19 protein-coding genes are annotated in these 22,225 nt (G+C 70.9%); 5 read left to right on the top strand and 14 right to left on the bottom strand.

Translation table 11 applies throughout. From position 1 onward, the window contains the following. Nucleotides 1-5: 5 nt before the first annotated feature. From fahA to K2F47_RS10530, 4 genes are all read right to left on the bottom strand, one after another. Nucleotides 6-1,178: a fumarylacetoacetase gene (gene fahA / locus K2F47_RS10545; protein WP_242902687.1), complete on the bottom strand. Its 1,173-nt coding sequence runs from the start codon at nucleotides 1,176-1,178 to the stop codon at nucleotides 6-8. After that, nucleotides 1,175-2,056, bottom strand: coding sequence for a hypothetical protein (locus K2F47_RS10540; protein ID WP_242902686.1), 882 nt, complete (start codon nucleotides 2,054-2,056; stop codon nucleotides 1,175-1,177). The genes fahA and K2F47_RS10540 overlap by 4 nt, the downstream gene beginning before the upstream one ends. Then, the gene (locus tag K2F47_RS10535) at nucleotides 2,053-3,243 is read right to left on the bottom strand and encodes a homogentisate 1,2-dioxygenase (RefSeq protein WP_242902685.1); all 1,191 of its coding nucleotides are present in this window, start codon (nucleotides 3,241-3,243) and stop codon (nucleotides 2,053-2,055) included. The genes K2F47_RS10540 and K2F47_RS10535 overlap by 4 nt, the downstream gene beginning before the upstream one ends. 99 nt (nucleotides 3,244-3,342) lie before the next feature. Then, complete coding sequence (locus tag K2F47_RS10530; protein WP_242902684.1) at nucleotides 3,343-3,876, bottom strand: MarR family winged helix-turn-helix transcriptional regulator; 534 nt, start codon at nucleotides 3,874-3,876, stop codon at nucleotides 3,343-3,345. A gap of 114 nt (nucleotides 3,877-3,990) precedes the next feature. Between K2F47_RS10530 and K2F47_RS10525 the strand changes: the two genes are divergently transcribed. Continuing rightward, on the top strand, nucleotides 3,991-5,724 hold the full coding sequence (locus K2F47_RS10525; RefSeq protein ID WP_242902683.1) for a pyruvate dehydrogenase: 1,734 nt from the start codon (nucleotides 3,991-3,993) through the stop codon (nucleotides 5,722-5,724). Between the two features lie 33 nt (nucleotides 5,725-5,757). On the opposite strand, the gene K2F47_RS10520 is transcribed toward K2F47_RS10525, so the two are convergent. Further along, nucleotides 5,758-6,351, bottom strand: a complete 594-nt coding sequence (locus K2F47_RS10520; protein WP_242902682.1) for a TetR/AcrR family transcriptional regulator — start codon at nucleotides 6,349-6,351, stop codon at nucleotides 5,758-5,760. 159 nt (nucleotides 6,352-6,510) lie between these two features. Then, nucleotides 6,511-6,906: an ATP-binding protein gene (locus K2F47_RS10515; RefSeq protein ID WP_242905888.1), complete on the bottom strand. Its 396-nt coding sequence runs from the start codon at nucleotides 6,904-6,906 to the stop codon at nucleotides 6,511-6,513. A 571-nt stretch (nucleotides 6,907-7,477) separates the two neighbouring features. Between K2F47_RS10515 and K2F47_RS10510 the strand changes: the two genes are divergently transcribed. Beyond that, a complete protein-coding gene (locus K2F47_RS10510) occupies nucleotides 7,478-8,368 on the top strand; it encodes an SCO6745 family protein (protein ID WP_242902681.1) in 891 nt (296 codons plus the stop codon). Here the strand turns inward: K2F47_RS10510 and K2F47_RS10505 are convergent. The 6 genes from K2F47_RS10505 to K2F47_RS10480 all read right to left on the bottom strand — a co-directional run bounded on the left by K2F47_RS10505 (nucleotide 8,351) and on the right by K2F47_RS10480 (nucleotide 15,056). Next, a complete protein-coding gene (locus K2F47_RS10505) occupies nucleotides 8,351-9,049 on the bottom strand; it encodes a class I SAM-dependent methyltransferase (RefSeq protein ID WP_242902680.1) in 699 nt (232 codons plus the stop codon). The genes K2F47_RS10510 and K2F47_RS10505 overlap by 18 nt on opposite strands. Nucleotides 9,050-9,094: 45 nt before the next feature. Further along, complete coding sequence (locus tag K2F47_RS10500; protein ID WP_272496872.1) at nucleotides 9,095-10,429, bottom strand: ABC transporter ATP-binding protein; 1,335 nt, start codon at nucleotides 10,427-10,429, stop codon at nucleotides 9,095-9,097. Between the two features lie 23 nt (nucleotides 10,430-10,452). Further along, a complete protein-coding gene (locus K2F47_RS10495; RefSeq protein WP_242902679.1) occupies nucleotides 10,453-11,283 on the bottom strand; it encodes a carbohydrate ABC transporter permease in 831 nt (276 codons plus the stop codon). Further along, entirely contained in the window at nucleotides 11,283-12,224 is a 942-nt protein-coding gene (locus K2F47_RS10490; protein WP_242902678.1) for a carbohydrate ABC transporter permease, read from the bottom strand. Before K2F47_RS10490 ends, K2F47_RS10495 begins: the two co-directional genes overlap by 1 nt. An 8-nt stretch (nucleotides 12,225-12,232) precedes the next feature. Continuing rightward, a complete protein-coding gene (locus K2F47_RS10485) occupies nucleotides 12,233-13,498 on the bottom strand; it encodes an extracellular solute-binding protein (protein ID WP_242902677.1) in 1,266 nt (421 codons plus the stop codon). A 577-nt stretch (nucleotides 13,499-14,075) separates the two neighbouring features. Next, nucleotides 14,076-15,056, bottom strand: coding sequence for a hypothetical protein (locus tag K2F47_RS10480; protein ID WP_242902676.1), 981 nt, complete (start codon nucleotides 15,054-15,056; stop codon nucleotides 14,076-14,078). A 379-nt stretch (nucleotides 15,057-15,435) separates the two neighbouring features. Between K2F47_RS10480 and K2F47_RS10475 the strand changes: the two genes are divergently transcribed. Then, nucleotides 15,436-16,437: a hypothetical protein gene (locus tag K2F47_RS10475; RefSeq protein ID WP_242902675.1), complete on the top strand. Its 1,002-nt coding sequence runs from the start codon at nucleotides 15,436-15,438 to the stop codon at nucleotides 16,435-16,437. 36 nt (nucleotides 16,438-16,473) lie between these two features. Next, nucleotides 16,474-17,550, top strand: a complete 1,077-nt coding sequence (locus K2F47_RS10470; RefSeq protein WP_242902674.1) for a quinone-dependent dihydroorotate dehydrogenase — start codon at nucleotides 16,474-16,476, stop codon at nucleotides 17,548-17,550. 498 nt (nucleotides 17,551-18,048) lie between these two features. Here K2F47_RS10470 and K2F47_RS10465 read toward each other — a convergent pair whose 3' ends face one another. Next, the gene (locus K2F47_RS10465) at nucleotides 18,049-19,515 is read right to left on the bottom strand and encodes a DUF7059 domain-containing protein (protein ID WP_242902673.1); all 1,467 of its coding nucleotides are present in this window, start codon (nucleotides 19,513-19,515) and stop codon (nucleotides 18,049-18,051) included. A gap of 118 nt (nucleotides 19,516-19,633) precedes the next feature. Between K2F47_RS10465 and K2F47_RS10460 the strand changes: the two genes are divergently transcribed. Beyond that, nucleotides 19,634-20,128 (top strand): beta-class carbonic anhydrase, encoded by a 495-nt coding sequence (locus K2F47_RS10460; protein WP_242902672.1) that lies wholly within the window; start codon nucleotides 19,634-19,636, stop codon nucleotides 20,126-20,128. 956 nt (nucleotides 20,129-21,084) lie between these two features. Here K2F47_RS10460 and K2F47_RS10455 read toward each other — a convergent pair. Beyond that, nucleotides 21,085-21,945, bottom strand: a complete 861-nt coding sequence (locus K2F47_RS10455; RefSeq protein WP_308198392.1) for an N-acetylmuramoyl-L-alanine amidase — start codon at nucleotides 21,943-21,945, stop codon at nucleotides 21,085-21,087. Between the last annotated feature and the right edge of the window lie 280 nt (nucleotides 21,946-22,225).

The raw sequence follows: 22,225 nt of genomic DNA, 5'->3' as shown, positions 1-22,225 counted from the left end.
GCGGTTCAGCGTGCGGGCAGGACGCGGCCGCGAACCTCTCCGAAGGAGATCGAGGTGCCGGACGCGCCCGGTGCGGTCGCGGAGATCGTGACCTCGTCGCCGTCCTCAAGGAACGTGCGGGGCTCGCCGTTCACCTCGACGGGTTCCTTGCCGCCCCAGGTCAGTTCGATAAAGGCGCCGCGCTGGTCCTTCTCGGGCCCCGACACCGTCCCGGACGCGAAAAGGTCGCCGGTGCGGGACGAGGCGCCGTTCACCGTCATGTGCGCGAGCATCTGCGCAGGCGACCAGTACATCTCCCGGTAGGGCGGACGGGACACGACCTGGCCGTTCCACTCGACGACCAGGTTCAGGTCGAGTCCCCATGCGTTCTTCTCCTGGAGGTACGGGAGAGGCTCGGGGTCCTGCGGCGGAGTGGCCACGCGGGCCGCTTCCAGCGCGAGAAGGGGCACGACCCAAGGGGAGATGGACGTCGCGAAACTCTTCCCCAGGAACGGCCCCAGCGGGACGTACTCCCAAGCCTGGATGTCCCTGGCCGACCAGTCGTTCAGCAGGACGGCGCCGAATACGTGCTCCGCGAAATCGTCCGTGGAGACGGGTGTGCCCAAGGGGGAGTTGGTGCCGACGATGAAGCCGACCTCCGCCTCGATGTCCAACCGGCGGGACGGGCCGTAGGAGGGCGCGTCCTCGGAGGGGGCCTTGCGCTGGCCGCTGGGACGGACGATGTCCGTGCCGGACGCGACGACCGTCCCGGCGCGTCCGTGGTAGCCGACCGGGAGGTGCTTCCAGTTCGGCGTGAGCGGCTCGGAGTCCGGGCGGAACAGGCGTCCGAGATTGGAGGCGTGGTGCTCGGACGCATAAAAGTCGACATAGTCGGCGACCTCGATCGGCAGGTGCAGGGTGACCGCACCGACGGGATGGACGGCCGCGCCCGGCACGTCCCCCGAGACCAGGTCGGTGATGCGTTCGCGGACCTCCACCCAGCGTCCGTATCCCTGCGCCATGAACGGGTTCAGCGACGGCTGGGCGAAGACGTCGTCGCCGAGCGCGGTGGCCAGGTCGACGACCGTGTTCGCGACGCGGACGCCCACGCGCGGCGCCGCGCCCGGGGTCGAGAACACGCCGTAGGGCAGGTTGGCGAGGCCGAACGGAGAATCCGCCGGGATCGCGATACGGGTCACAAATCCTCCTGGAAGAACTCGTCTGGGAGTAGCCCGAGGCCCGCGAGGTCGCCCAGCGGCTCGGCGATGCTGCACGTCCCGAAGGACAGGAAGGCCGAGCGGATCTCGACGGCCCGGTCGGCGAGGGCGGGGACGGCGCCCGCGACGAAGAACGGGTCGCGCTGGTCGAGGATCTTGGCCAGCTCGGCGGCGGTGCCGCCGTCCAGCGCGGCGTCGGTGGCGAGCAGGATGTTCAGGTAGCCGTGCTGGTCGAAGCCCGTCGCGCGCTCGGTGTGCCGGACGGGGTTGTGCAGCCCCGCCGTCGCCTTGAACGGCACGCCCGCGATCACCGCGGACTTGATCGCGTCGGCCAGCTCCTCCACGGACGGGTACAGGTCGGCGGTCACGCCGCCGGTGCGGAACTTCGCGCGGTGGCCGGTCGCGGCGAGGCCCCGGATGATCTCGGGACGGCGCTCGTCGCGGGGCACCTCGACGCAGACGGGGATCTCCTCGCGGCCGGCGTGGGCGCGGTCGAGGGCGCGGAAGAAGTCGCCGACTGACAGGCCGGGCGGGACGGCGACCTCGATGCCGTGCAGTTCGACCGGGATTCCGGACGCCCGCGCGAAGGCCTCGGTGACCTCGTCGGGGCCGCCGGGCGCGGTCACCGCGATCCCGATCTTCTCCCGCAGCAGCGGGCCGAGGTCGTCCAGCGCGTTGACCGGCAGGACGAGCGGGCCGACCATCGGCGCGTAGGCGGCGGCGCGGTGCCGGCGGTGCGCGGGGACGGCCTCCGACAGCGGCGCGAGGCCGGGCGGGAACACGGCCGCGTCGTCGCACAGACCCGTGAAGAGAGCGGGGGGCTCGGCGGCGGGAGGCTCGGTGGTGAGGGGCTCGGTCATGACTGCCTCGCCCAGGTCCACGCGTACTCCGGATCCTCGCCGGCGAGGCCGCCCTCGCCGAGTTCCAGCGGACGGAAGGTGTCGACCATCACCGCCAGCTCGTCGAAGGACTCGGCACCGATGCTGCGCTCGTACGCGCCGGGCTGCGGGCCGTGCGCGAGGCCGCCCGGGTGGACCGACACCGAACCCTGCCCGATGCCCGATCCCTTGCGGGCCTCGTAGTCTCCGCCGCAGTAGAACATGACCTCGTCGGAGTCCACGTTGGAGTGGTAGTAGGGCACGGGGACGGACAGCGGGTGGTAGTCCACCTTGCGCGGGACGAAGTTGCACACGACGAAGTTGTGCCCCTCGAACACCTGGTGCACCGGCGGCGGCTGGTGGACGCGGCCGGTGATCGGCTCGAAGTCGTCCACGTTGAACGTGAACGGGTACAGGCAGCCGTCCCAGCCGACGACGTCGAACGGGTGCCGCGCGTAGGTGAGCCGGGTGCCGGTGACGCCGCCGGGGCCGCGGTGCTTGACCAGGACGTCCACGTCGGTGCCGTCCACCTGAATGGGGTTGCCGGGGCCGTGCAGGTCGCGCTCGCAGTAGGGGGCGTGCTCCAGGAACTGGCCGAACCGCGACAGGTACCGCTTGGGCGGCGCGATGTGCCCGGTCGCCTCGATGACGTAGGTGCGCAGCGGCAGGTCACCGTTGGGCAGCCACCGGTGCGTGGTGGACGTGGGGATGACCACGTAGTCGCCCTGCCGCGCGGACAGCGCACCGAAGATCGTCTCGACCGTCGCGCTGCCGGACTCGACGTAGACGATCTCGTCGCCGGTCGCGTTGCGGTACAGCGGGGACGCGGCGCTGGAGACGGCGTAGGACAGCCGGACGTCGGCGTTGCCGAGGATCAGCCGCCGCCCGGTCACCGTGTCGGTCTCGCTCCAGGTCTCCTTGGGGAACAGCTCGTGCAGCTTCAGGTGCCGCGGCTTGAGCGGATGGTTCGGCGTCGTCGCGACGTCGGGGGTCTCCCAGACGCGCGAGTCGACGATCGCCGACGGGATCTCCCGGTGGTAGAGGAGGGAGGAGTCCGAGGAGAAGCCCTCCTCGCCCATCAACTCCTCGAAGTAGAGCCGCTCCGCGCCGTCCCTGTGCTGGGTGTGGCGCTTCGGCGGCACGTCACCGGCCCGGCGGTAGTGGGCCATGGTCGTTCGCCTCCAGCAAATGATTAACGTGTTTACTACTTTGCGTCGACATTACGACCCTTACCGGGTTCAGGGAAGGGTCGGCCCCGCGCGGCCGGGCTAGCTTCGTTCGCGGACGTCGAACCGGTCGCGGCCCGCGATGAGCTTGTCCAGCAGCATGATCAGTATGTGCTGCTCGGCCTCGGTCAGCACGCTCGCCCACTGCCGCTCGCGCTCGTTCTGCCCGGCGAAGATGTCCAGCATCGCCTTGTTCCCCTGCTCGGTCAGCGACAGGATCACCGACCGGCCGTCGCGCTCGCCCGGCGTGCGGACCATCATCCCGTCCGCGACGAGGGTCTTCGCGAGGTTGGAGACGGCCGCCCTGCTCATCCCGGCCAGCGTGGCGGCGCGTCCGGGCTCCAGCGGCCCGGCGAGCCAGGTGACGAACAGCAGCCGGAACGCCGACCAGGAGTGCCCGCGCGGCCGGTGCACGGTGGACTCCAGGTCGTAGGTGACGATCGCGGACGCCCGGTTGAGCGTCAGCAACAATCGTGTGGCGAGCCGGTGCGGAAAGCCGAACTCTTCCGAAAGGCGACGGCCGGCGAGGTCGACGAACGACCAGAAGTCCAGTTCCGCGTCGCCATCGGTGTCCATGACGACACCCTAGTCCCGGACGGACCAATTGGTTCACATTTTGATTACCTGCGGGTTGGCCGTGACGGTCCTCGGGCATCTCCCCTCTGACGATCATCGGGACGTGGGGGGACGATGGCGACGGTCGCCGACCAGTTCATCGAGGTACTGCGGCAGGCCGGGGTGCGGCGGATCTACGGGGTGGTCGGCGACAGCCTCAACCCGGTCGTGGACGCCGTCCGCCGGACGGACGGCATCGACTGGGTCCACGTCCGCAACGAGGAGGCGGGCGCGTTCGCGGCGGCGGCCGAGGCGCAGACCACCGGACGGCTCGCCGTGTGCGCCGGAAGCTGCGGACCCGGCAACACGCACCTGCTCCAGGGCCTCTACGACGCGCACCGCTCAGGCGCGCCCGTGCTCGCGCTGGCCTCGCAGATCCCGAGCACGCAGATCGGCAGCGGCTACTTCCAGGAGACCCGTCCCGAGCGGCTGTTCGCCGAATGCAGCCACTACTGCGAGATGATCAACGGCCCGGCGCAGATGCCCCGCATCCTGCGGACCGCGATCCAGCACGCGGTCGGCCTCGGCGGCGTCGCGGTGCTGACGCTGCCGGGCGACATCGCGAGCAGGGACGCGACCGAGCCCACGGGGGAGCACGACCTCCTCGTCCGCAAGGGCGTGGTGCGTCCGCCGTCCGACCAGGTGGAGCGGCTGGCGGGCGCGCTGAACCGGGCGCGCAGGGTGATGCTGTTCTGCGGCGCCGGGGTCAGGAACGCGCACGCCGAGGTGATGTCGCTGGCGCACAAGGTCCTGTCGCCGGTCGGGCACGCGCTGCGCGGCAAGGAGTGGATCCAGTACGACAATCCGTTCGACGTGGGCATGAGCGGGCTGCTCGGTTACGGCGCCTGTTACGACGCGATGCAGGAGGCCGACCTCGTCCTGCTGCTCGGCACCGATTTTCCATACGACCCGTTCCTGCCCGGCAAGAACACGATCCAGGTGGACGACGACCCGTCCCGGCTGGGACGCAGAACCCCGCTCGATCTGGCCGTGCACGGGGACATCGGGGAAACGCTCCGCCTCGTCCTGGAAAAGGTGGAGCAGAAGCACGACCGCTCTTACCTGGACGACATGCTGCGCAAGCACGCGCGCGCTCTGGAGAATGTCGTCTCCGCATACACGCGCGACATCGATCGGCACATCCCGATCCACCCTGAATACGTCGCGAGCGTCCTGGACGACCTCGCCGCAAACGACGCCATCTTCACCGTGGACACCGGCATGTGCAACGTGTGGGTCGCCCGCTACATCACTCCCAACGGACGGCGCCGCGTAATGGGCTCCTTCGTACACGGCAGCATGGCGAACGCGCTTCCGCATGCGATCGGCGCGCAGTACGGTGCGCCAGGCCGCCAGGTCATCTCCGTCTCCGGCGACGGCGGCCTCGGGATGCTGCTCGGCGAGCTGCTCACCGTGCGGCTGCACCGCGTCCCGGTGAAGATCGTCGTCTTCAACAACGCGTCGCTCGGCATGGTGAAGCTGGAGATGCTGGTGGACGGCCTGCCCTCGTTCGAGACCGACCACGAGGCCGTCGACTACGCGGCGATCGCGGAGGCGGCGGGCATCGAGTCGGCGCGGGTGGAGCGTCCGTCCGACGTGCGCGGGGCGCTCGGCGCGGCGCTCGCCTCGTCCGGCCCCTACCTGGTGGACGTCGTCACCGACCCCAACGCGCTGTCGATCCCGCCGCGCGTCACCTCGCAGCAGATCAGGGGCTTCGCGCTGGCGGCGGGGAAGACCGTCCTCACCGGCGGCGTCGGCAAGATGGTGGACCTGGCCCGCAGCAACCTCCGCAACATCCCAAGGCCCTGACCTGACCATGTCCCGCGCCCTTGCAGGGACCCCTCAGCCGAAGGGGCGGGCCATCTCGTGGAGGAGGTCGTCGGCTATCTCGGCCAGCGGACGGGGCGGCCGCTCGTCCGTCCAGACGATCGAGGCGATGCGGAGGGCGGCCATGAACGCGCCCGCCATCGCGCGCGGGCGCGCGCCGCCGGACGGGAGGCCGTCCCGCACGGCGATGAGGTCGGCGAAGGTGCGCTCAAGCGAGGCCCAGTGCGCGAGCTGCTGCGCCATCACCGACGGGTGCTCGCGCGCCAGCCGCGCCTGCGCCACCCACCGAGGATCGCGCTCCCCCTCGTCGGCGAGCATGCCGTGCAGCGACGCGCGCAACGCCGTCCACGACGTCTCGTCGCACGGGCGCGCGATGAACCGCTCCAGCAGCGTCTGCATGCGCCGCTCGTCGCCGTAGAGGAGCGCCTCCTCCTTGCCGCCGAAGTAGTTGGAGAACGTGCGCCGCGACACTCCGGCCGCGTCGGCGATCGCCTCGACGGTGACCTCCTGGAGACCGTGCTCGACGGCGAGGCGCATCGCGGCGTCGTGCAGCGCCTTGCGCGTCGCCTCCTTCTTGCGCTCGCGCAACCCGCCGGTCGTCGTCTCCATGGTCGATCCAGACTACCCATGCCGGACGAACCGCCGCCCAGGAGACGATCTCCCCGCCACCCCTCGATTCACGCCCCCGGCGGGACACCCCAGCCCGTCCCGGCGGACACCCCGACACGTCCCGGCGAACACCCCGGCCCGTCCCGGCGGAAACCCCGGTCACGTCCCGGCGGACACCCCGGCGGCGTCGACCTCGAACCAGAGCTGGGTGCGGCGGGGCGTCTGGTCGAGCCCCCACTCCTCGGCGAGCGCGTCGATCACGGTGAGGCCGCGGCCGTGGTCGAGACGGCACCGCCGGTGCTGGTCGGCGCGCGAGGGGCCCTCGTCGGCGACCACCACGCGCAGCCGCCGCCCGTCGGTCTCGACGGTCACGCTGATCAGCCCGGTCCCGTGCAGGACGGCGTTCGCGATGGCCTCCGCGCTCATCAGCTCGACGTCGTCGAGCAGCGTCGGGTCGTCGACGACCTTGCCCGCCCGCTCCCGGACGGTGCGCCGCGCCCGCCGCGCCACCTCGGGGTCGGCGGTGAAGCCGAGCGGGTCGCCGAGCCGCTCCATCCCGCTCACGTCGCGGCCCGCCGAGGGCCGCCACGGTCGCGGGAGCCTGGGTCCGTCGTGCCGAGATTCACTGCATCACCACACAGAAGGTCGGAAGCGCATCGCAATCATTCACCTGCGGTGAGTGATCGGGCAACGCGCCGGACGACTTGATCTTGACCTTTCCGGGACACGCTCGGCGGCACGGCTACCGGCGGCACCGGCCCCGCGCGGGCGAGCGGCGGGCCCGGGCCACGGGGGTCCGGTGGGCAGGAACCGTCCGGCGGGCGGACCGGGACCACCGGCGGCCCCGGGCGGGGCCGCCAGCAATCTGGGACCGCTCCAAACCGACCCGAAGGGGCGCGCGACGGGTCGGTGCGGCGGACGGTTTCGTGGTGCGTTCGAGGGCTTCCAGGTCGGGCTCTTTCGCGGAGCCTACGGTATGACTTAACGTCCCATCCGCCGATTGCGCCAAAAGTAAACCGCGCGTCGCCGAATGCTCACCCGAGAAGAGAATCACAGCTGGTCGCCCCCGCCGCCGCCCTCTGACGATCATGAAATGCTGGGCCCCATCCGACGAGAGGAGCCCGACATGAGCGACCCGATCGACCCGAGCCTGGCGAGGCGGATGTGGCACCAGCTCGAACCCGTCCACGCCCCGTTCTGGTACGCGCCGGAGATGTTCGCCGAAGCCGCCGCCCTCGGCTTCGACGCGGAGGACCGCTGGTCGAGCTACTTCGCCTGGCGCGCGGCCCCCCTCGGCGCGGTGGGCCCCGAACGCGTGGCGTCCGCCTTCTACAGCTTCAGCCCCCGCCTGATCGCCGAGCACTTCCCGGCCGACTGGAAGACCGCGTCCCCCGACCGCGTCCTCGCGGCCCGGACCCGCGTCGTCGACCGCCTCTACCGCGCCCTCCTCGGCGACGCCGTCGACGACCTGTCCGAGGCGGCCGACCTCGCCCGCGAGGCCGCCCTCGCGGCCCCCCTGGCCGGTCGCCCCCTCGCCGCCGCATACGCCGCCGTCCCCTGGCCGGACGAGCCGCACCTCGTCCTCTGGCAGGCCATCGGCATCCTGCGCGAACACCGCGGAGACGGACACATCGCCGCGCTCCTCACCGCGGGCCTCGACCCGGCCGAGGCCCTCGTCTCGTTCGCCGCGATCGGCGCCGCGTCCACCGCCACCTTCGCCACCCGCGGCTGGACGGACGCCGAGTGGACCGCCGCCCGCGACCGCCTCACCGCGCGCGGCCTTCTCACCCCCGACGGCGCCCCCACCGACGAACTCCGCGCCCTACGCGACACCGTAGAGCGCACCACCGACGATCTCGCCTACGCCCCCTGGCAGACGCTGGGCGCCGAGAAGTCGGCCCGACTGGCCGAACTGACCACGCCCCTCCTCGTCAAGGCACTCGAATCCGGCCTGCTCCCCCGCGAGAACGCCCTGGGCATAGGCAAAATCCCCGCGCCCTCACGGGAGGGGGCGTAGGCGGAAGGCGATGAAGTCGGGGGACTGCTCCAGGCGCGCATAGTCGTCGGGGTAGCGGGTGGCCATTTCGGGGGCCGGACGGGGTTCCAGGAGTTCGTCTATATAGAAACCCGCCTCGCGGAACTCGGTGACGGTGACGGTTAGGGGGCGGCGCCAGGCGCGAATGGGCCAGTCGTGCTCCGAGCTGAGGGACTCCTCCACGGGCTCGGTGGTGAAGTAGGAGCCGCCCAGGCGCAACCACTCCGCCATCGGGTGCTCGGTGGACAGGACGAGCGCCCCCGAAGGGGTCAGCACGCGGCGGAGTTCGCGCAGGAGGGCGACGCGGTCGTCGAAGTAGTGGACGGCCAGGGCGAGGACGACCAGGTCGGCCGTGCCGTCCTCGACCCAGGTCAGCGGCTCGGTCAGGTCGTGGACGCGCAGGTCGGCCTTGCCGCCGGTGCGCTCGCGGGCCAGCTCCACGAACGTCGGGGACGCGTCGCAGCCGAGCACGCGGGCGCCGCGTTCCAGCAGCTCGCGGGCGTAGAGGCCGGGGCCGCACGCCGCGTCGAAGACCGTCAGGCCCGCGACGTCGCCCGCGAGGCCGAGGACGGACGGACGGTCGTAGTAGGCGTTGTAGGCGCCGTCCTCGGCGTGGGCGGCATATGCGTGGGCGAAGCGCTCGTACATGTCCCCGGAAGTCATACGTCCGATCGTGCCAGACAAGATCAACTCGGGCGAACCACCAGGTCAGGTCTCGGTGGGCCGCTCCGACTCGGCGGTCTCGGACGCAGCGCTCTCGGACGCGGCGGTCGTGGCGGTCGTGGCGGTCGTGGCGGCGGCGGGCTCCGATGGGCGTTGGGCGTCGCGTTGCGCCTCGCGGTGCTCCTCGGCGAGCCGTCCGAGTTCGGCGACGTGCTCCTCGTCGCGGGTCAGGTTGTCGCCCGTGGACGGGTCGAAGATGTGGATGCGGGACGTGTCGATCCACAGCTCGGCGTCGCGGCCGGGCCGGATGGGGCTGGAGGCGTCCAGCGCGACGACGGCCTGCGTGCGGAGCTGGTCGCTGTCGAGTTCGCGGGACAGCTCGCGCAGCTGCGCGGCGAGGTCGGCCGGGGCCTCGTAGGGGACGTAGGCGTACAGCTCGTTGCCCAGCCATTCCGTCACGTCGACATGGGCCGCGACGATGCTGCCCTGCGCCTTCTTCTCCTCGCTGACGAGCGAGGCGTCCTCGAAATGCTCGGGACGGATGCCGACGAGCACCACCTCGCGGCCCTCCAGCGCGGCGGCCTTGCGCTCGTCGCGCACCTCGAAGCGGCCGAGCGGGGTCTCCAGCGTCGCCCCGTCGATGGAGGCGGGCAGGAAGTTCATCGACGGCGAGCCGATGAACCCGGCGACGAAGAGGTTGACCGGCTGCTCGTACAGCTCGCGGGGGCTCCCGACCTGTTGCAGGACGCCCTTGCGCAGCACCGCGACGCGGTCGCCGAGCGTCATCGCCTCCGTCTGGTCGTGCGTGACGTAGACGGTCGTGACGCCGAGCCGCCGCTGGAGCCGGGAGATCTCGGTGCGCATCTGGCCGCGCAGCTTGGCGTCCAGGTTCGAGAGCGGCTCGTCGAACAGGAACGCGTCGGCCTGCCGGACGATCGCGCGGCCCATCGCGACGCGCTGCCGCTGCCCGCCCGACAGGTTCGCGGGCTTGCGCTCCAGGTGCTCGGTCAGCTCCAGCAGCTCCGCCGTCTCGGTGACGCGGCGCTTCACCTCCTCGCCCGGCGTCTTCGCCAGCCGCAGCGGGAACGCGATGTTCTCGAACACGGTGAGGTGCGGATAGAGCGCGTAGTTCTGGAACACCATCGACAGGTTCCGCTCGCGCGGCGCGACCCGGTTGACGACGCGGTCGCCGATGACCATCTCGCCGGACGTGATGTCCTCCAGCCCGACGATCATCCGCAGCAGCGTCGACTTCCCGCAGCCGGACGGCCCGACCAGGATCATGAACTCGCCGTCCCGTACGTCCAGGGACACCTCGTTCACGGCCGGGAAACCGTCGCCGTACCGTTTGACGATCTTCTTCAGGGTGATGGCGGCCATGGTTCTCCCTAATCCCGGTGGGCTCAGCCCTTGACGGCGCCGGACGTCAGCCCGGCCACGATGCGGCGCTGGAACGCCAGGACGATGACGACGACGGGGACGGTCACGACGACCGCCGCCGCGCAGACTGCGGTGGTGGGCTGCTCGAACTGCGACGCGCCGGTGAAGAACGCCAGCGCGGCCGGGACGGGCCGGGCGTTGTCGGAGGAGGTCAGCGAGATCCCGAACACGAAGTCGTTCCAGCAGAAGAAGAAGGTGAGGATCGCGGCGGTGAACACGCCGGGCGCGGCCAGCGGGACGATCACCTTCCGGAACGCCTGCCAGGCGGTGGCGCCGTCCACCTGCGCGGCCTGTTCCATCTCCCACGGGATCTCGCGGAAGAACGCCGACAGCGTCCAGATCGCGAGCGGCAGCGCGAACGAGATGTAGGGGATGATCAGGCCGAGCCAGGTGTCGTACAGGCCGATGTCACGCCAGAGGTTGAACAGCGGGCCGACGAGCGAGACGACCGGGAACATCGCGATCGCCAGCGCGAACGACAGGATCAGCTTCTTGCCGGGGAACTCCAGCCGGGCGATCGCGTAGGCGACCAGCGTCGCGAACACCACGCCGACGAACGTCGCGATCACCGAGATCCCGATCGAGTTGATCAGCGCGGAGGTGAACAGGTCGGTCTTGAACACCGTGCGGTAGTTGTCCCACGTCCAGTGGTGGGGCAGGAAGCCCTTCTGGTTGCCGATCTCCCCGGGCTGCTTGAACGACAGCATCACGATCCACAGGATCGGGAAGACCGTCCAGACGAGGATGAGCAGGGACGCGACGATCCACAGCCATTTGGAACGGGTGCTCTCCATCACCGGTCACCTCGCACTTGGGACAGGTCCACGCGGAACCCGCGGATGAACACGACCGCGATCAGGACGACCGACAGGAACAGCAGCACGCCGACCGCGTCGCCGAGACCGATGGCGGTCCGGGTGATCGTCTGCTGGTAGGTGAGGAACGACAGCGTCTGCGTCTTCTGCTGGCCGGAGGTCATGATGTAGACGTTGTCGAAGATCCGCCACGCGTCCAGCGTGCGGAACAGCACCGCGACGAGGATCGCGGCCTTCATGTTGGGGATCGTCACCCGGCGCAGCCGCTGCCAGGCGGTCGCGCCGTCCACGGTCGCGGCCTCGCCGAGGTCGTTCGGCACCTGCGCCAGCCCGGCGAGCAGCAGCAGCGACACGAACGGCGTCGTCTTCCAGATCTCCGACAGGATGATCACGAACAGCGACGACCAGCGGCCGGAGAACCAGGCGTAGTCGCCGAGCCCGAACCAGGAGTTCACGAACCCCGACTGGAGGTCGAACGCGTACCGCCAGGCGAACGCCGAGATCACGGTGACGATGCCGTACGGGAGCAGGATCGCCGTCCGGACGGTCCGCCGCGCGAACATCGCCCGGTGCATCACCATCGCCAGCCCGAACCCGATCACCAGCTCCACCGCCACGGTGGCGAACGTGACGATGAACGTGGTGAACACGTTCTGCCAGAACAGCGAGTCGGACAGCGCCGTCCAGTAGTTGGACAGGCCGACGAACTTCTTGTCCTCGGGCGCGGTGAGCCGGTACCGGAACAGCGACAGGTACAGCGCGTTGAGCAGCGGGTACGCGGTCACCAGCAGCATGACGATCACGGCGGGCGCCGACAGCAGCAGCCCGAGGCGGCGCTCGCTGCGGCTCCGGTCCGACAGCTCCGCGCGTCCCGCCCTGCGTTGCGTCGCGGCGGGCGCGCTCTGTACTGCGGCCATCATCCGTCCCTTCAGAGCAGCGCCTGGTCGCGCAGGACCTGGCGGATGAACGTCTCGGACCTGCGCGGCGTCGAGTTCGGGTCGACGGAGGCGGGCGGGTGCCAGCGGCTCTGCACCGCGCCGGACACATCGCCGTAGTACGGCGTGATCGGACGCGGCGACGCGGCGTTGATCGAGTCCCGGATGAGCCCGGCCATCGGGAACTCCTTCTTGATCTGCGGGTCGTCGTAGACCACCGCGCGGGCCGCCGGGTTGCCCGTGTCGATCATGTACTGCTTCATGTGCTCGGGGGTGGTGATGCACCTGACCGCGTCCACCGCGAGCGTGTCCTTGTACTTGCCGTAACCGCCGATGCCGATCTCGATGCCGCCGAAGGGGGGCTTGCTGTCCTGGTTCGCGTTCACCTTCGGGTAGCGGGCCCAGCCGAGGTCCGCCGGGATGTTCTTGTTGATCACCCCGGACTTGGCGTCGCCGTTCTCAGCGCGCCAGATGTAGCCCCAGTTGACCATGAACGCGCCACGCGACCCGTTGAGCACCGACCTCGCCTGCTCCTCGATGTCGGTGGACAGCGTCGGGCTCGCCGCCCGGGACCGGGCGAGCTTTCGGATGATCGTCGCGGCCTGGCGTCCGGCCGGGGAGTCGATCTCGATGGTGGCGTCGGCGCCCTTCTCGGCGTCGCTGATGATCCGCCCGCCCGCGGACGCGATGAGGGCGTTGATCCACACCATGTAGCCCTCGTACCGGTTGCCCTGCGCGGCGACGGTCGTGTTCGTCCGGACGGCGGCGTCGATCATCTTGTCCCAGGTGAAGTCGGGCGCGGACGGGTCGACCCCCGCCTTCTGTGCGGCCGACTTGCGGTACCAGAGCAACTGGGTGTTGGCCCAGAAGGGCGCCGCGTACAGCTTGCCCTCCCACGTCGAGCTCTGGACGGCGGCCGGGAACACGCCGTCGGTGAACTGCTTCGACTCCGCGGCGGTGAACGGGCGCAGGAACCCGGCGTTGGCGACCTCCGCGACGAACACCGGGTCGAGGCTCATGATGTCGAGCCCGGAGTCCTTCGCGGCGAGCCGCCGGACGAGCTGCTCGCGCTGCTGCGTCGCGTCGTTCGGCAGCACCGATGTCTTGATCTTGTACTTGCCGCCGGACGCCTTGGTACAGGCCGCGGCGAGCTTGGCCTGGCCGCCGTCGTCGGGGTTGATGTACCAGTTCAGCGTCGGTGTTCCCCCGCCGCCTGAGGAGCAGGCCGCGAGGCCGCCGGTGAGCAGGGTCAGGGCCACGGCGGCACGGAACACAGGCATTCCGCGCCGGCGCGGGTCCGACGAAATGCGCCGGCCGGACGGAACATGCCGGGCAGGCGGAACACGCCGGTCGGACGAAATGCGCCGCTCGGGCGGAACATGCCGGTCGGGCGGGACGCTCCTCCTCCGCGCGTTCCCTTCCGCGCGCACGATGCGTCCGGCTCGTCCGATTCGCTCAACCATCGGGCCTCCAGAAGCCACCCACCAAGCGCGGGCACTTCGCCGGGCCGCATCCATGGCGGGACCGAATTCATTCGATCACCGGAGCGGGTGACTGTCGAGATCCGGAAAGTGATCGTGATCAGAAAGCTGCCCACGGCTAACAATGTCCATGCCCGCCCCCGGGATACCGGTGGTGCGGATACGGACTTGTTTCGATAAAGGGGACTCGCGGGAACGTCGATAGCGTAAGCAGTGCAAAGAAGGCGCGGGAGGCTCGCGGGCCCCGACCGACCCACGAACCTCCCGCGCCTTCGCCTGTGACGGCCGCTCTCCGCGGCGGCGATCTGTGACGGCCGCTCTCTGCGACGGCCGATCAGGGCGCGGTCGGCCGAATTCAGTAACCGTTACCGTTGCCGGTGGCGGACATGGCCTTCTTGCCCTCGGGCGTGGTGGCCCACCAGACTCCGCCGACGCCCTGTCCCTTGGTGTCGCCGGGACGCGCGTCCTTCTCGTAGAAGTACATGGGCCAGCCGTTGATCGTGAGCTGGCACTTCCCATCGTCCTTGCGTTCGATGAAGTTGACGTCCTTCTTGCTGACGCCCTCCAGCTTGAGATGCTTCCAGCCGTTGAACACTGCGGGCGGCCACGCCTTCTTGCAGGCGCCGAAGCAGACGGAGTTCGGTGGCCTGCTGGTGTCCTTGTCATAGCGGTAGAGCGTGCGGCCCCGCCCATCGGTGATGATCAGGCCGAGCTTCGGATCGCGTTTGGCCTTGACGACCGTCCAGCCCTTCCAGCGATCGTCCGCGGGCGCCTTCGCGGTCGGCGTCTCCTTGGTGGGCGCCGCCGTGGTCGTCAGGGCCTTCTTGCCGGTGGGCGCCGCCGCGTACCAGGTGCCGCCCACGCCCTGGCCCTTGACGTCCCCGGGGCTCTCGTCCTTGGCGAACCGGTACAGCGGCCAGCCGCCGAGCGTCACCTGCCACTTGCCGTCCGGCCGCTTGACCTTGCCGACCAGCGCCTGCCGGACGCCCTTCACCTCGGTGTCGCCCTTGCCCGCCCACACCGGCGGCCACGCCTTGGCGCACGCGTCCTCGCAGGTGGACGCGGGCGGACGCGCGGTGTCGTTGTCGAACCGGTACAGCGTCATGCCCCGGCCGTCCGTGACGACCTTGCCGAGCTTGGTGACGCTCGCGACCTCCAGCGTCGTCGGTTCGGGCTCGGGCTCGGGTTTCGAGGACGCCGCGGCGGCGGGGCTCTGCTTCGTGCCCGCCGCCGCGTTCTGCTGCGTCCCGGCCTTCTCCTGCCCGCACGCGGTGAGCACCAGCCCGGTCGCGGTCAGGGCGGCCGCCACGGGGATCGCCCAACGTGGAAACTCCATGTCGTGTCCTCCAAGTCGATCCGGGCCCGGGCCGCCCGGGTCCGGTACGGCGATCGAGGCGGAGCGGCCGCACCACTCTCCTTGATCGACCGGCAGTACGGTGGGCGGACGCCGTCAGGTTCAACCGGGTTGGAGCGGGACAGCCGGGAGGGGAACCGTCCGCCTCCCGAACAGGTCTTATTCCGGACGAACCTGCCCCCCGACCCCGAGGTGCGATGTGGTGACCACCGGCCCTTCAACAGACGGCCACGGCGGACACGACCGGGACCGCATCAACCTCAACAAGCACGCACCCCCCGCAGCCACGCACGCCGCGCCCTCCGCAGGCAGGCACGCCGCCGCGCCTTCGCGAGGGGTGGGCGCCGGGCCTGGGCCCGGAATGACGGGTCCGGCGTGGCTCGTCGTGCCCGCGCGGGTGGTCGCGCTGGTGTTCGTGCTGCCGCTCCGGCTCTGCTACGACCTGCTCCGCCTCACCGGACGCGGCGTCGCGGCCGTCTTCCGGGCGATCGGGGAGGGTGTGGCGTGGCTGTTCGACGTCCTGATCACCCGTCCGCTGCGGTGGCTGGTGGTCGTGGTCGTGATCGGCGCGTTCCGCCTCCTCGGACGCGGAACGGTCCACCTGGCCCGCCTGCTCTACCGCTGGCTGCTCGCCCCGGTGGGCCGGTTCCTCGCCATGATCGGACGCGGGCTGGCGCTGGTGCTCGACTTCGTCCTGCTGCGCCCGCTCCGGCTGGTCGGACGGTGGCTGGCCTGGCTCGGATCGGGCATCGCGACGGTCTTCGGGTGGCTGATCGGCGTCCTGGTGGTGCTGCCCGCCGTGCTGCTGTGGCAGTACGTCCTGCGTCCGCCCCTCCTCGGCCTGGCCTGGCTCCTACTAACCGTGGGACGTGGCATCGCGTGGGTCGCGCGGGGCATCGGCAGGGGCATCGCCTGGGTTGCGCGCGGAATCGGCGTCTTCTTCGTCTCGGTCTGGGGTGTACTCGCCGCCGGTTGGAAGGCGTTCGCGTCCGCTGTGGGATGGGCATGGCGGTGGCTGGGACGCGGCCTGGCGTGGCTGGGGCTCGTCCTGTTCGTGCTGCCTGCGCGCTACCTGATCGTCCTGCCCGCGCGGGCCGTGTACCGGTATGTCCTCGCCCCCATCGGGCACGGCGTCGCAGGGACGTGGCGCCTCGCGGCCCGTTTCCTGCGTTGGCTCTGGCGGACGTTCGTCACCACCCCCCTCCGCTGGGTCAGGACGAACGTGCTCCGCCCCATCGGAAACGGCGTCCGCACAAGCTGGCGCGTCACCGTCGGCGACCCCGTCCGAGCCGTGCGCGCGACGATGCGCGAGACGAGCCGCGAGGTCCGGCTGACGCTCCGCCGCACCTTCCGGGGCCACTGACCCTTTCGAACGATCCGGCTGGGATACTGGCGGGCGATGTATCGACTCCTGTTCTCACTGGTCATCACGCGGGTCTCGGCGGAGACCGTCCACCGCCTCACGATGGCGGCGCTGCGGGCGATCCAGGCCGTGCCCGGCCTCGCGGCGCTGCTCCGCCGCGTCCTCGCGCCCCGGGACCCGGCCCTCGCCGTCCACGCGCTGGGGCTGGACTTCCCCAGCCCGCTCGGCCTCGCCGCCGGCTTCGACAAGGACGCCGTCGCCTACGACGCGCTCGGCGCGTTCGGCTTCGGCCACGTCGAGATCGGCACCGTCACCGGACGCGCGCAGCCGGGCAACCCGCGTCCGAGGCTGTTCCGGCTCGTCCCCGACCGGGCGGTCATCAACCGGATGGGCTTCAACAACGAGGGCTCCGAGGCCGCCGCGCGGCGGCTGCGGCAGCGGCGCCCGGGGACGATCGTCGGCGTCAACATCGGCAAGACCAAGGCCGTCCCGGAGGACGAGGCCGCCGCCGACTACGTCGCGAGCGCCGAGCGCCTCGCCCCCCACGCCGACTACCTCGTCGTCAACGTCAGCTCGCCCAACACGCCCGGCCTGCGGAACCTCCAGGCCGTCGAGCACCTGCGGCCGCTGCTTACCGCCGTCCGAGAGGCGGCCGACCGCGCGTCCGCCGCGCGCCGCGTCCCGCTGCTGGTCAAGATCGCCCCCGACCTCGCGGACGACGACATCGACGCCGTCGCGGACCTCGCGCTCGACCTCGGGCTCGACGGGATCATCGCCACCAACACCACCATCGGACGCGAGGCGCTCCGCAGCGCCCCCGACCTGGTCAAGGAGACCGGCGGCCTGTCCGGCGCCCCGCTCAAGGAGCGCTCCCTGGAGGTTCTGCGACGGCTGCACGCCCGCACCGGCGGACGCCTCGTCCTGATCTCGGTCGGCGGCGTCGAGACGGCCGACGACGTGTGGGAACGCGTGCGCGCCGGGGCCACCCTCGTCCAGGCGTACACGGGAATGATCTACGGCGGACCCCTGTGGGCACACCACGTCAACCGCACCCTCACGCGCCGCCTGCACGGCAGCGCCTTCCCCACAATCACCACCGCCCGCCGCACCTGACCGGCACCATCACCACCACGCGCCGCGCCAGCCCCCGACCACGGCCGCCTCGCACCATCCCCACCCACCACGCCAGCCCGCCGAGCACCACCGCCCTCCCCCACGAATACCGCCGCCCACCGCACCTGACCGGCACGATTACCACCCGCCGCCCGCCGTCCCTGACCCGCACCATCTTTGCCCGCCACGCCAGCCCGCCGAGCACCGCCGCCCGGCGCGCCCGCCCCGCGATCACCGCCGCTCGCCGGACCTGACCCGCACGATCACCGCCCGCCGCGCTCGCTCGCCGTTCACCACCACCCGCCGCGCCTGCCCCCACGATCAACGCCGCCCGCCGTCCCCGACCCGGACCATCAGCGCCCGCCGCGCCAGCCGCCGATCACCGCCTTCCCACGCCCGCCCCCAACGATCACCGCAGCCCACCGCACCCAACCGGCACCATCGCCAACGCCCATCGCGCCTGCCCGCACGATCGACGCCGCCCGCCGCGTCTGATCCTCACGGCACCTCGAAGAAGCCGTCGGCAATCAGCTCGGGCAGGACGGCCGCCGCGTGCTCGCGCACTTGCTCCGGGGGCATGCCGGTGAGCTGGGCGATGGCGTCCAGCAGCGGTTCGAGTGGCAGCGTGCCGTCACAGACCCCGGCGAGCCCCGCCTCGACCGTGCCGACGCCGACTGCCCGCCCGAGCCGTCCGGTCTGGCGCAGGACGATCCGCTCCGGGTCCTCCGCGCCGGGCGCGCCGATCTGCTCCTGGACGATTCCCGGCGCCGCGCGGAGTACTCGCCGTCCACAGCCTGTGGAAAACTCCGTGGCCGCCACGAGCCCGTCCAGCACATGATCGACATAGGCTCCCACGGGCTGCTCGACGGCGTGCCGGAGTTCCTCGACGCGCACTCCCGGACGCCCGCCGGTGCGGCGCAACGTGATCCATCCGAAGCCGATCCCGGTCACGTTCCGGCGCTCGAAATGCGCGAGCCACGCCTCGTACCGCGCCCGGTACTCCGGGGTCCCCGCCTCGCACGAATCGCGCAGCCACAACTCCGCGTACTCCGCCGGATCCTGCACGTCCCGCTGGACGATCCACGCGTCGCACCCCGACTCCTCCGCCCACGCGCCGACCCGCTCCTCCCACGGCGTCCTGTCGACGTGCAGCCAGTTGGCCAGCAGTTGTACGTGCCCGCCGTCGTTCAAAAAGTGTGGCGCCTCGGTGACGATTCGACGGCAGAACTCGTCGTCCGGCAACCCGGACTCCCGGTAGGTGAACCGCGGATCGCCCTCGCCGGACGGCGCGACGACGAACGGCGGATTCGACACGATCAGGTCGAAACGCCGCCCCCGCACCGGCTCCAGCAGCGACCCCTCGCGGAGTTCGGCGCCGTCCACCCCCGAGAGCGCGAAGCTCATCGCGGCGAGCCGCAGGGCCCTCGGGTTGACGTCCGTGGCGGTAATACGCGCGGCCGGATTCCGGTGCGCCAGATGGACCGCCTGCACCCCGCATCCCGTCCCGAGATCAAGAAAGTTATCCACAGGCCTGTGGACGATCAGCCGGGCCAGACTCCCCGACGCACCGCCCACCCCCACCACATGATCGGACGGCACGACGCCCCCGGACCCGGGCCGCACCTTGAGATCCGAGACCGCGTACCCGACATGCCCGTCGCCTTCCAGCGGCTCGACGTGGAGCAGGGGCCGCACCTCGTCCACGGAGACCTCCGCCAGGCCCGCGCGCACGAGATCGTCCACCGGTACGGCATCCGCCTCCACCGGAACCTGAAGCCAGAACAGCCTGGTCAGCACCTCCAGCAGCGACCCGCCACGGGTCGCGCGCAACGCCGGGACGATCTCGTCCCGCGCCAGCGCCCCGCCCGCCACCGGCCCGAGCAACTCGCGCACCCCGTCCACGGTGTACCCCGCCTCGTCCAGGACGGCACGGACACGCTCCAGCGGCGCACGAAGATCAGACATCCGCCCATCCTGCCCGCTCCCGACACTCCACGGGCCCGGATATCACGGTGCGTCATTACCCATTGACTCTACTGTTTTAATCGGAAATCCTGAGGTCCCGAGCGAACGGAAGGCCGCCATGAGCGTGACAGACGAACTCCTCGCCAACGCCGAGCGATACGCCGCCAGTTTCGACAAAGGCGACCTGCCCCTGCCGCCCGGCAAGGGCGTCGCGGTCGTCGCCTGCATGGACGCGCGCCTCAACCCCTACGGCGTCCTCGGCCTGAGCGAGGGGGACGCCCACGTCATCCGCAACGCCGGCGGCGTGATCACCGCAGGCGAGCGCCGCAGCCTCGCGATCAGCCAGCGGCTGCTCGGCACCCGCGAGATCATCCTGATCCACCACACCGACTGCGGCATGCTGACCTTCACCGACGACGGGTTCAAAGCCGACATCCAACGAGAAACCGGCCTCAAGCCCGACTGGGCCGCCGAGGCGTTCCCCGACATCGAGGAGGACGTCCGCCAGTCGATCCGGCGCATCACCACCGACCCGTTCATCCCGCACACCGACCAGGTGCGCGGCTTCGTCTACGAGGTCGAGACCGGACGCCTACGCGAAGTGAAGCCCTGACCCGCCCATGCGGCGCCCCGACTCAGGGGACGGGGCGCCGCCTGCTCTCTGCAACCCACGCCGCCCAGTAGCTGCGGTATCGGCGCATCCCCACGGCACCGGCACCGCCCCAGCCCACGGCCAAGGCACCACACGACCAACACAAGCCACGACGCGCCCCACAACCGGCAACAGGCACCGCCCCGCGCCCATGGACGAGGCACCGCACAACCAACCCAGGCCACGACGAGCCGTAAGCGCGCTAGACGCACCTCACCACCGGCAACGGCGCCGCCACAGCCCAGGGACGAGACCCCGGACGCCCAAAGCAACCCCGACCAGCCGTAAACGCGGGGGACGGCATCACAACCGGCGCAGGCACTGCCCCAACGCAGAGGCGGGGCAGCGCGCGATCCGACCCCCCGCGCGACCAGCCTCAACGCACTCGACGGGCACCACCGCCGACGCAGCCACCACCCCAACGCACAGACGGGGCGGCGCGCGATCCACCAACCCGCGCGACCAGCCTTGAATGCGCTCGACGCGCACCACCCCCGACGCAGGCACCGCTCCAACGCAGAGGCGGGCGGCGCGCGATCCAAACACTCCGCGCGACCAGCCCTAACGTGCTCGACGCGCACCACCCACCGGCGCAGGCACGCCCCAGCCCACGGCCAATGCACCACACCACCAACGCACCCGCGACCTGACGTCACGCGGTCGACGCGCACCACCACTGGCGCGAGCCGCGCCCGGCGCAGGGGCAGAACAGCGCGCGAACCAGCGACCCGCGACCACCCATGGATGCCGTGGACGCGCATCACAATCGGTACAGAACGTCCGTCCAGCTCTCGTGGGGCAGGCAGGCCACAACCACCCCTGCCCAGTTCGGCGCCGCGGGACGGCGCCCAGCGATCAGCTCTACTGAGGTCGGCGCGAGCTTGGCAGACGCGCGTCCCGACCGCAGGCCGGCGTGGTCAGCGGAAGTAGGTGTCGAAGCCCTTGGCCAGGGACTCGGCGATGCGCTGCCGGAACGACGCGCTGGACAGCTTGCCCGCGTCCCCCGAGTTGCGCATGTTTCCGCACTCGATGAACACCTTCGGCACCGTCGACAGGTTCAGCCCGCCGAGGTCGCTGCGCCGGTCGAGCCCCTTCTCGCCGATGTAGCTGGAGTACGGGACGTCGGTGCCCGAGTGGTAGGCGTCCCGGAGGGTCCGGCCGAGCTTGAGGGAGGCGGGGACGGCCTCGGTGTTGTGGCCCTTCACGCCGATCGGCTCGATGATGTGGAATCCGTGCCCGGACGCGGACGCGCCGTCCGCGTGGATGGACAGCGCCGCGTCGGCGCGCAGCCGGTTGCCGACCGCCGCCCGCTCGGTGATGCACGGCCCGACGCCCGTGTCGTTCTTGCGGGTCAGCGTCACCTTGGCGCCCCCGGAGCGCAGCAGCTTCGCGAGCCGGTTCGAGACGTCCCAGGTGAAGGCGTGCTCCTCATATCCGGCGTTCGTACTCGTACCGGACGTATCGCACTCCTTGCTGCCGTTCCCGATCGGCACCTGCTTGTTGATCTCGGACGGATGCGAGGCGTTGCCCCCGTTGTGCCCGGGGTCGATCACGATCACCTTGCCGCGCAGCGTGGAGGCGTCCAGGGAGCCCTGTGGAGAGCCGTCCGGGGACTTCGGGTCCTCGGAGCCGGTCGCGCTCTGCGGAGCCGTCCCGCGCACCGTGGGGGGCGCGGCGGGGTCGCCTGAGGCGTCGTCGGACGAGCCTCCGCACGCGGCCAGGACGCCGAGGCACAGCGCGAGACCGGCGGCCGCAGGGCCGCCTCGATGGATTCGCACAGACCCCGCCCTCCGTGACGACTTCGTGACCGCCCCTGACAGTCTGCACACGGACCGAGGTTCGTCAAACGGAGTTCCACGAAATGGGCAGGTCTCAGTCACGCACGAGGCAGGCAAGCGTGCCCACCCGAGGCCCGCCGAGCATGCCTCCCCAAGGCAGGCAAGCGCGCCTCCCCGAGGACTCCACCGGCACTACCCAGAAGCCCGCCGGACGGGACGCACCGAAGCCTCCCCCGGGGCTCCCCAGAAACCCCGCCAAACGGGACGTACCCGAGGGCTC

Source organism: Actinomadura terrae (assembly GCF_022751215.1).
In the GTDB taxonomy this organism is placed as follows: Bacteria; Actinomycetota; Actinomycetes; order Streptosporangiales; family Streptosporangiaceae; genus Spirillospora; species Spirillospora terrae.
Note: the sequence above shows the minus strand (reverse complement) of the source record. Positions and strands in the feature narration are given on the sequence as shown.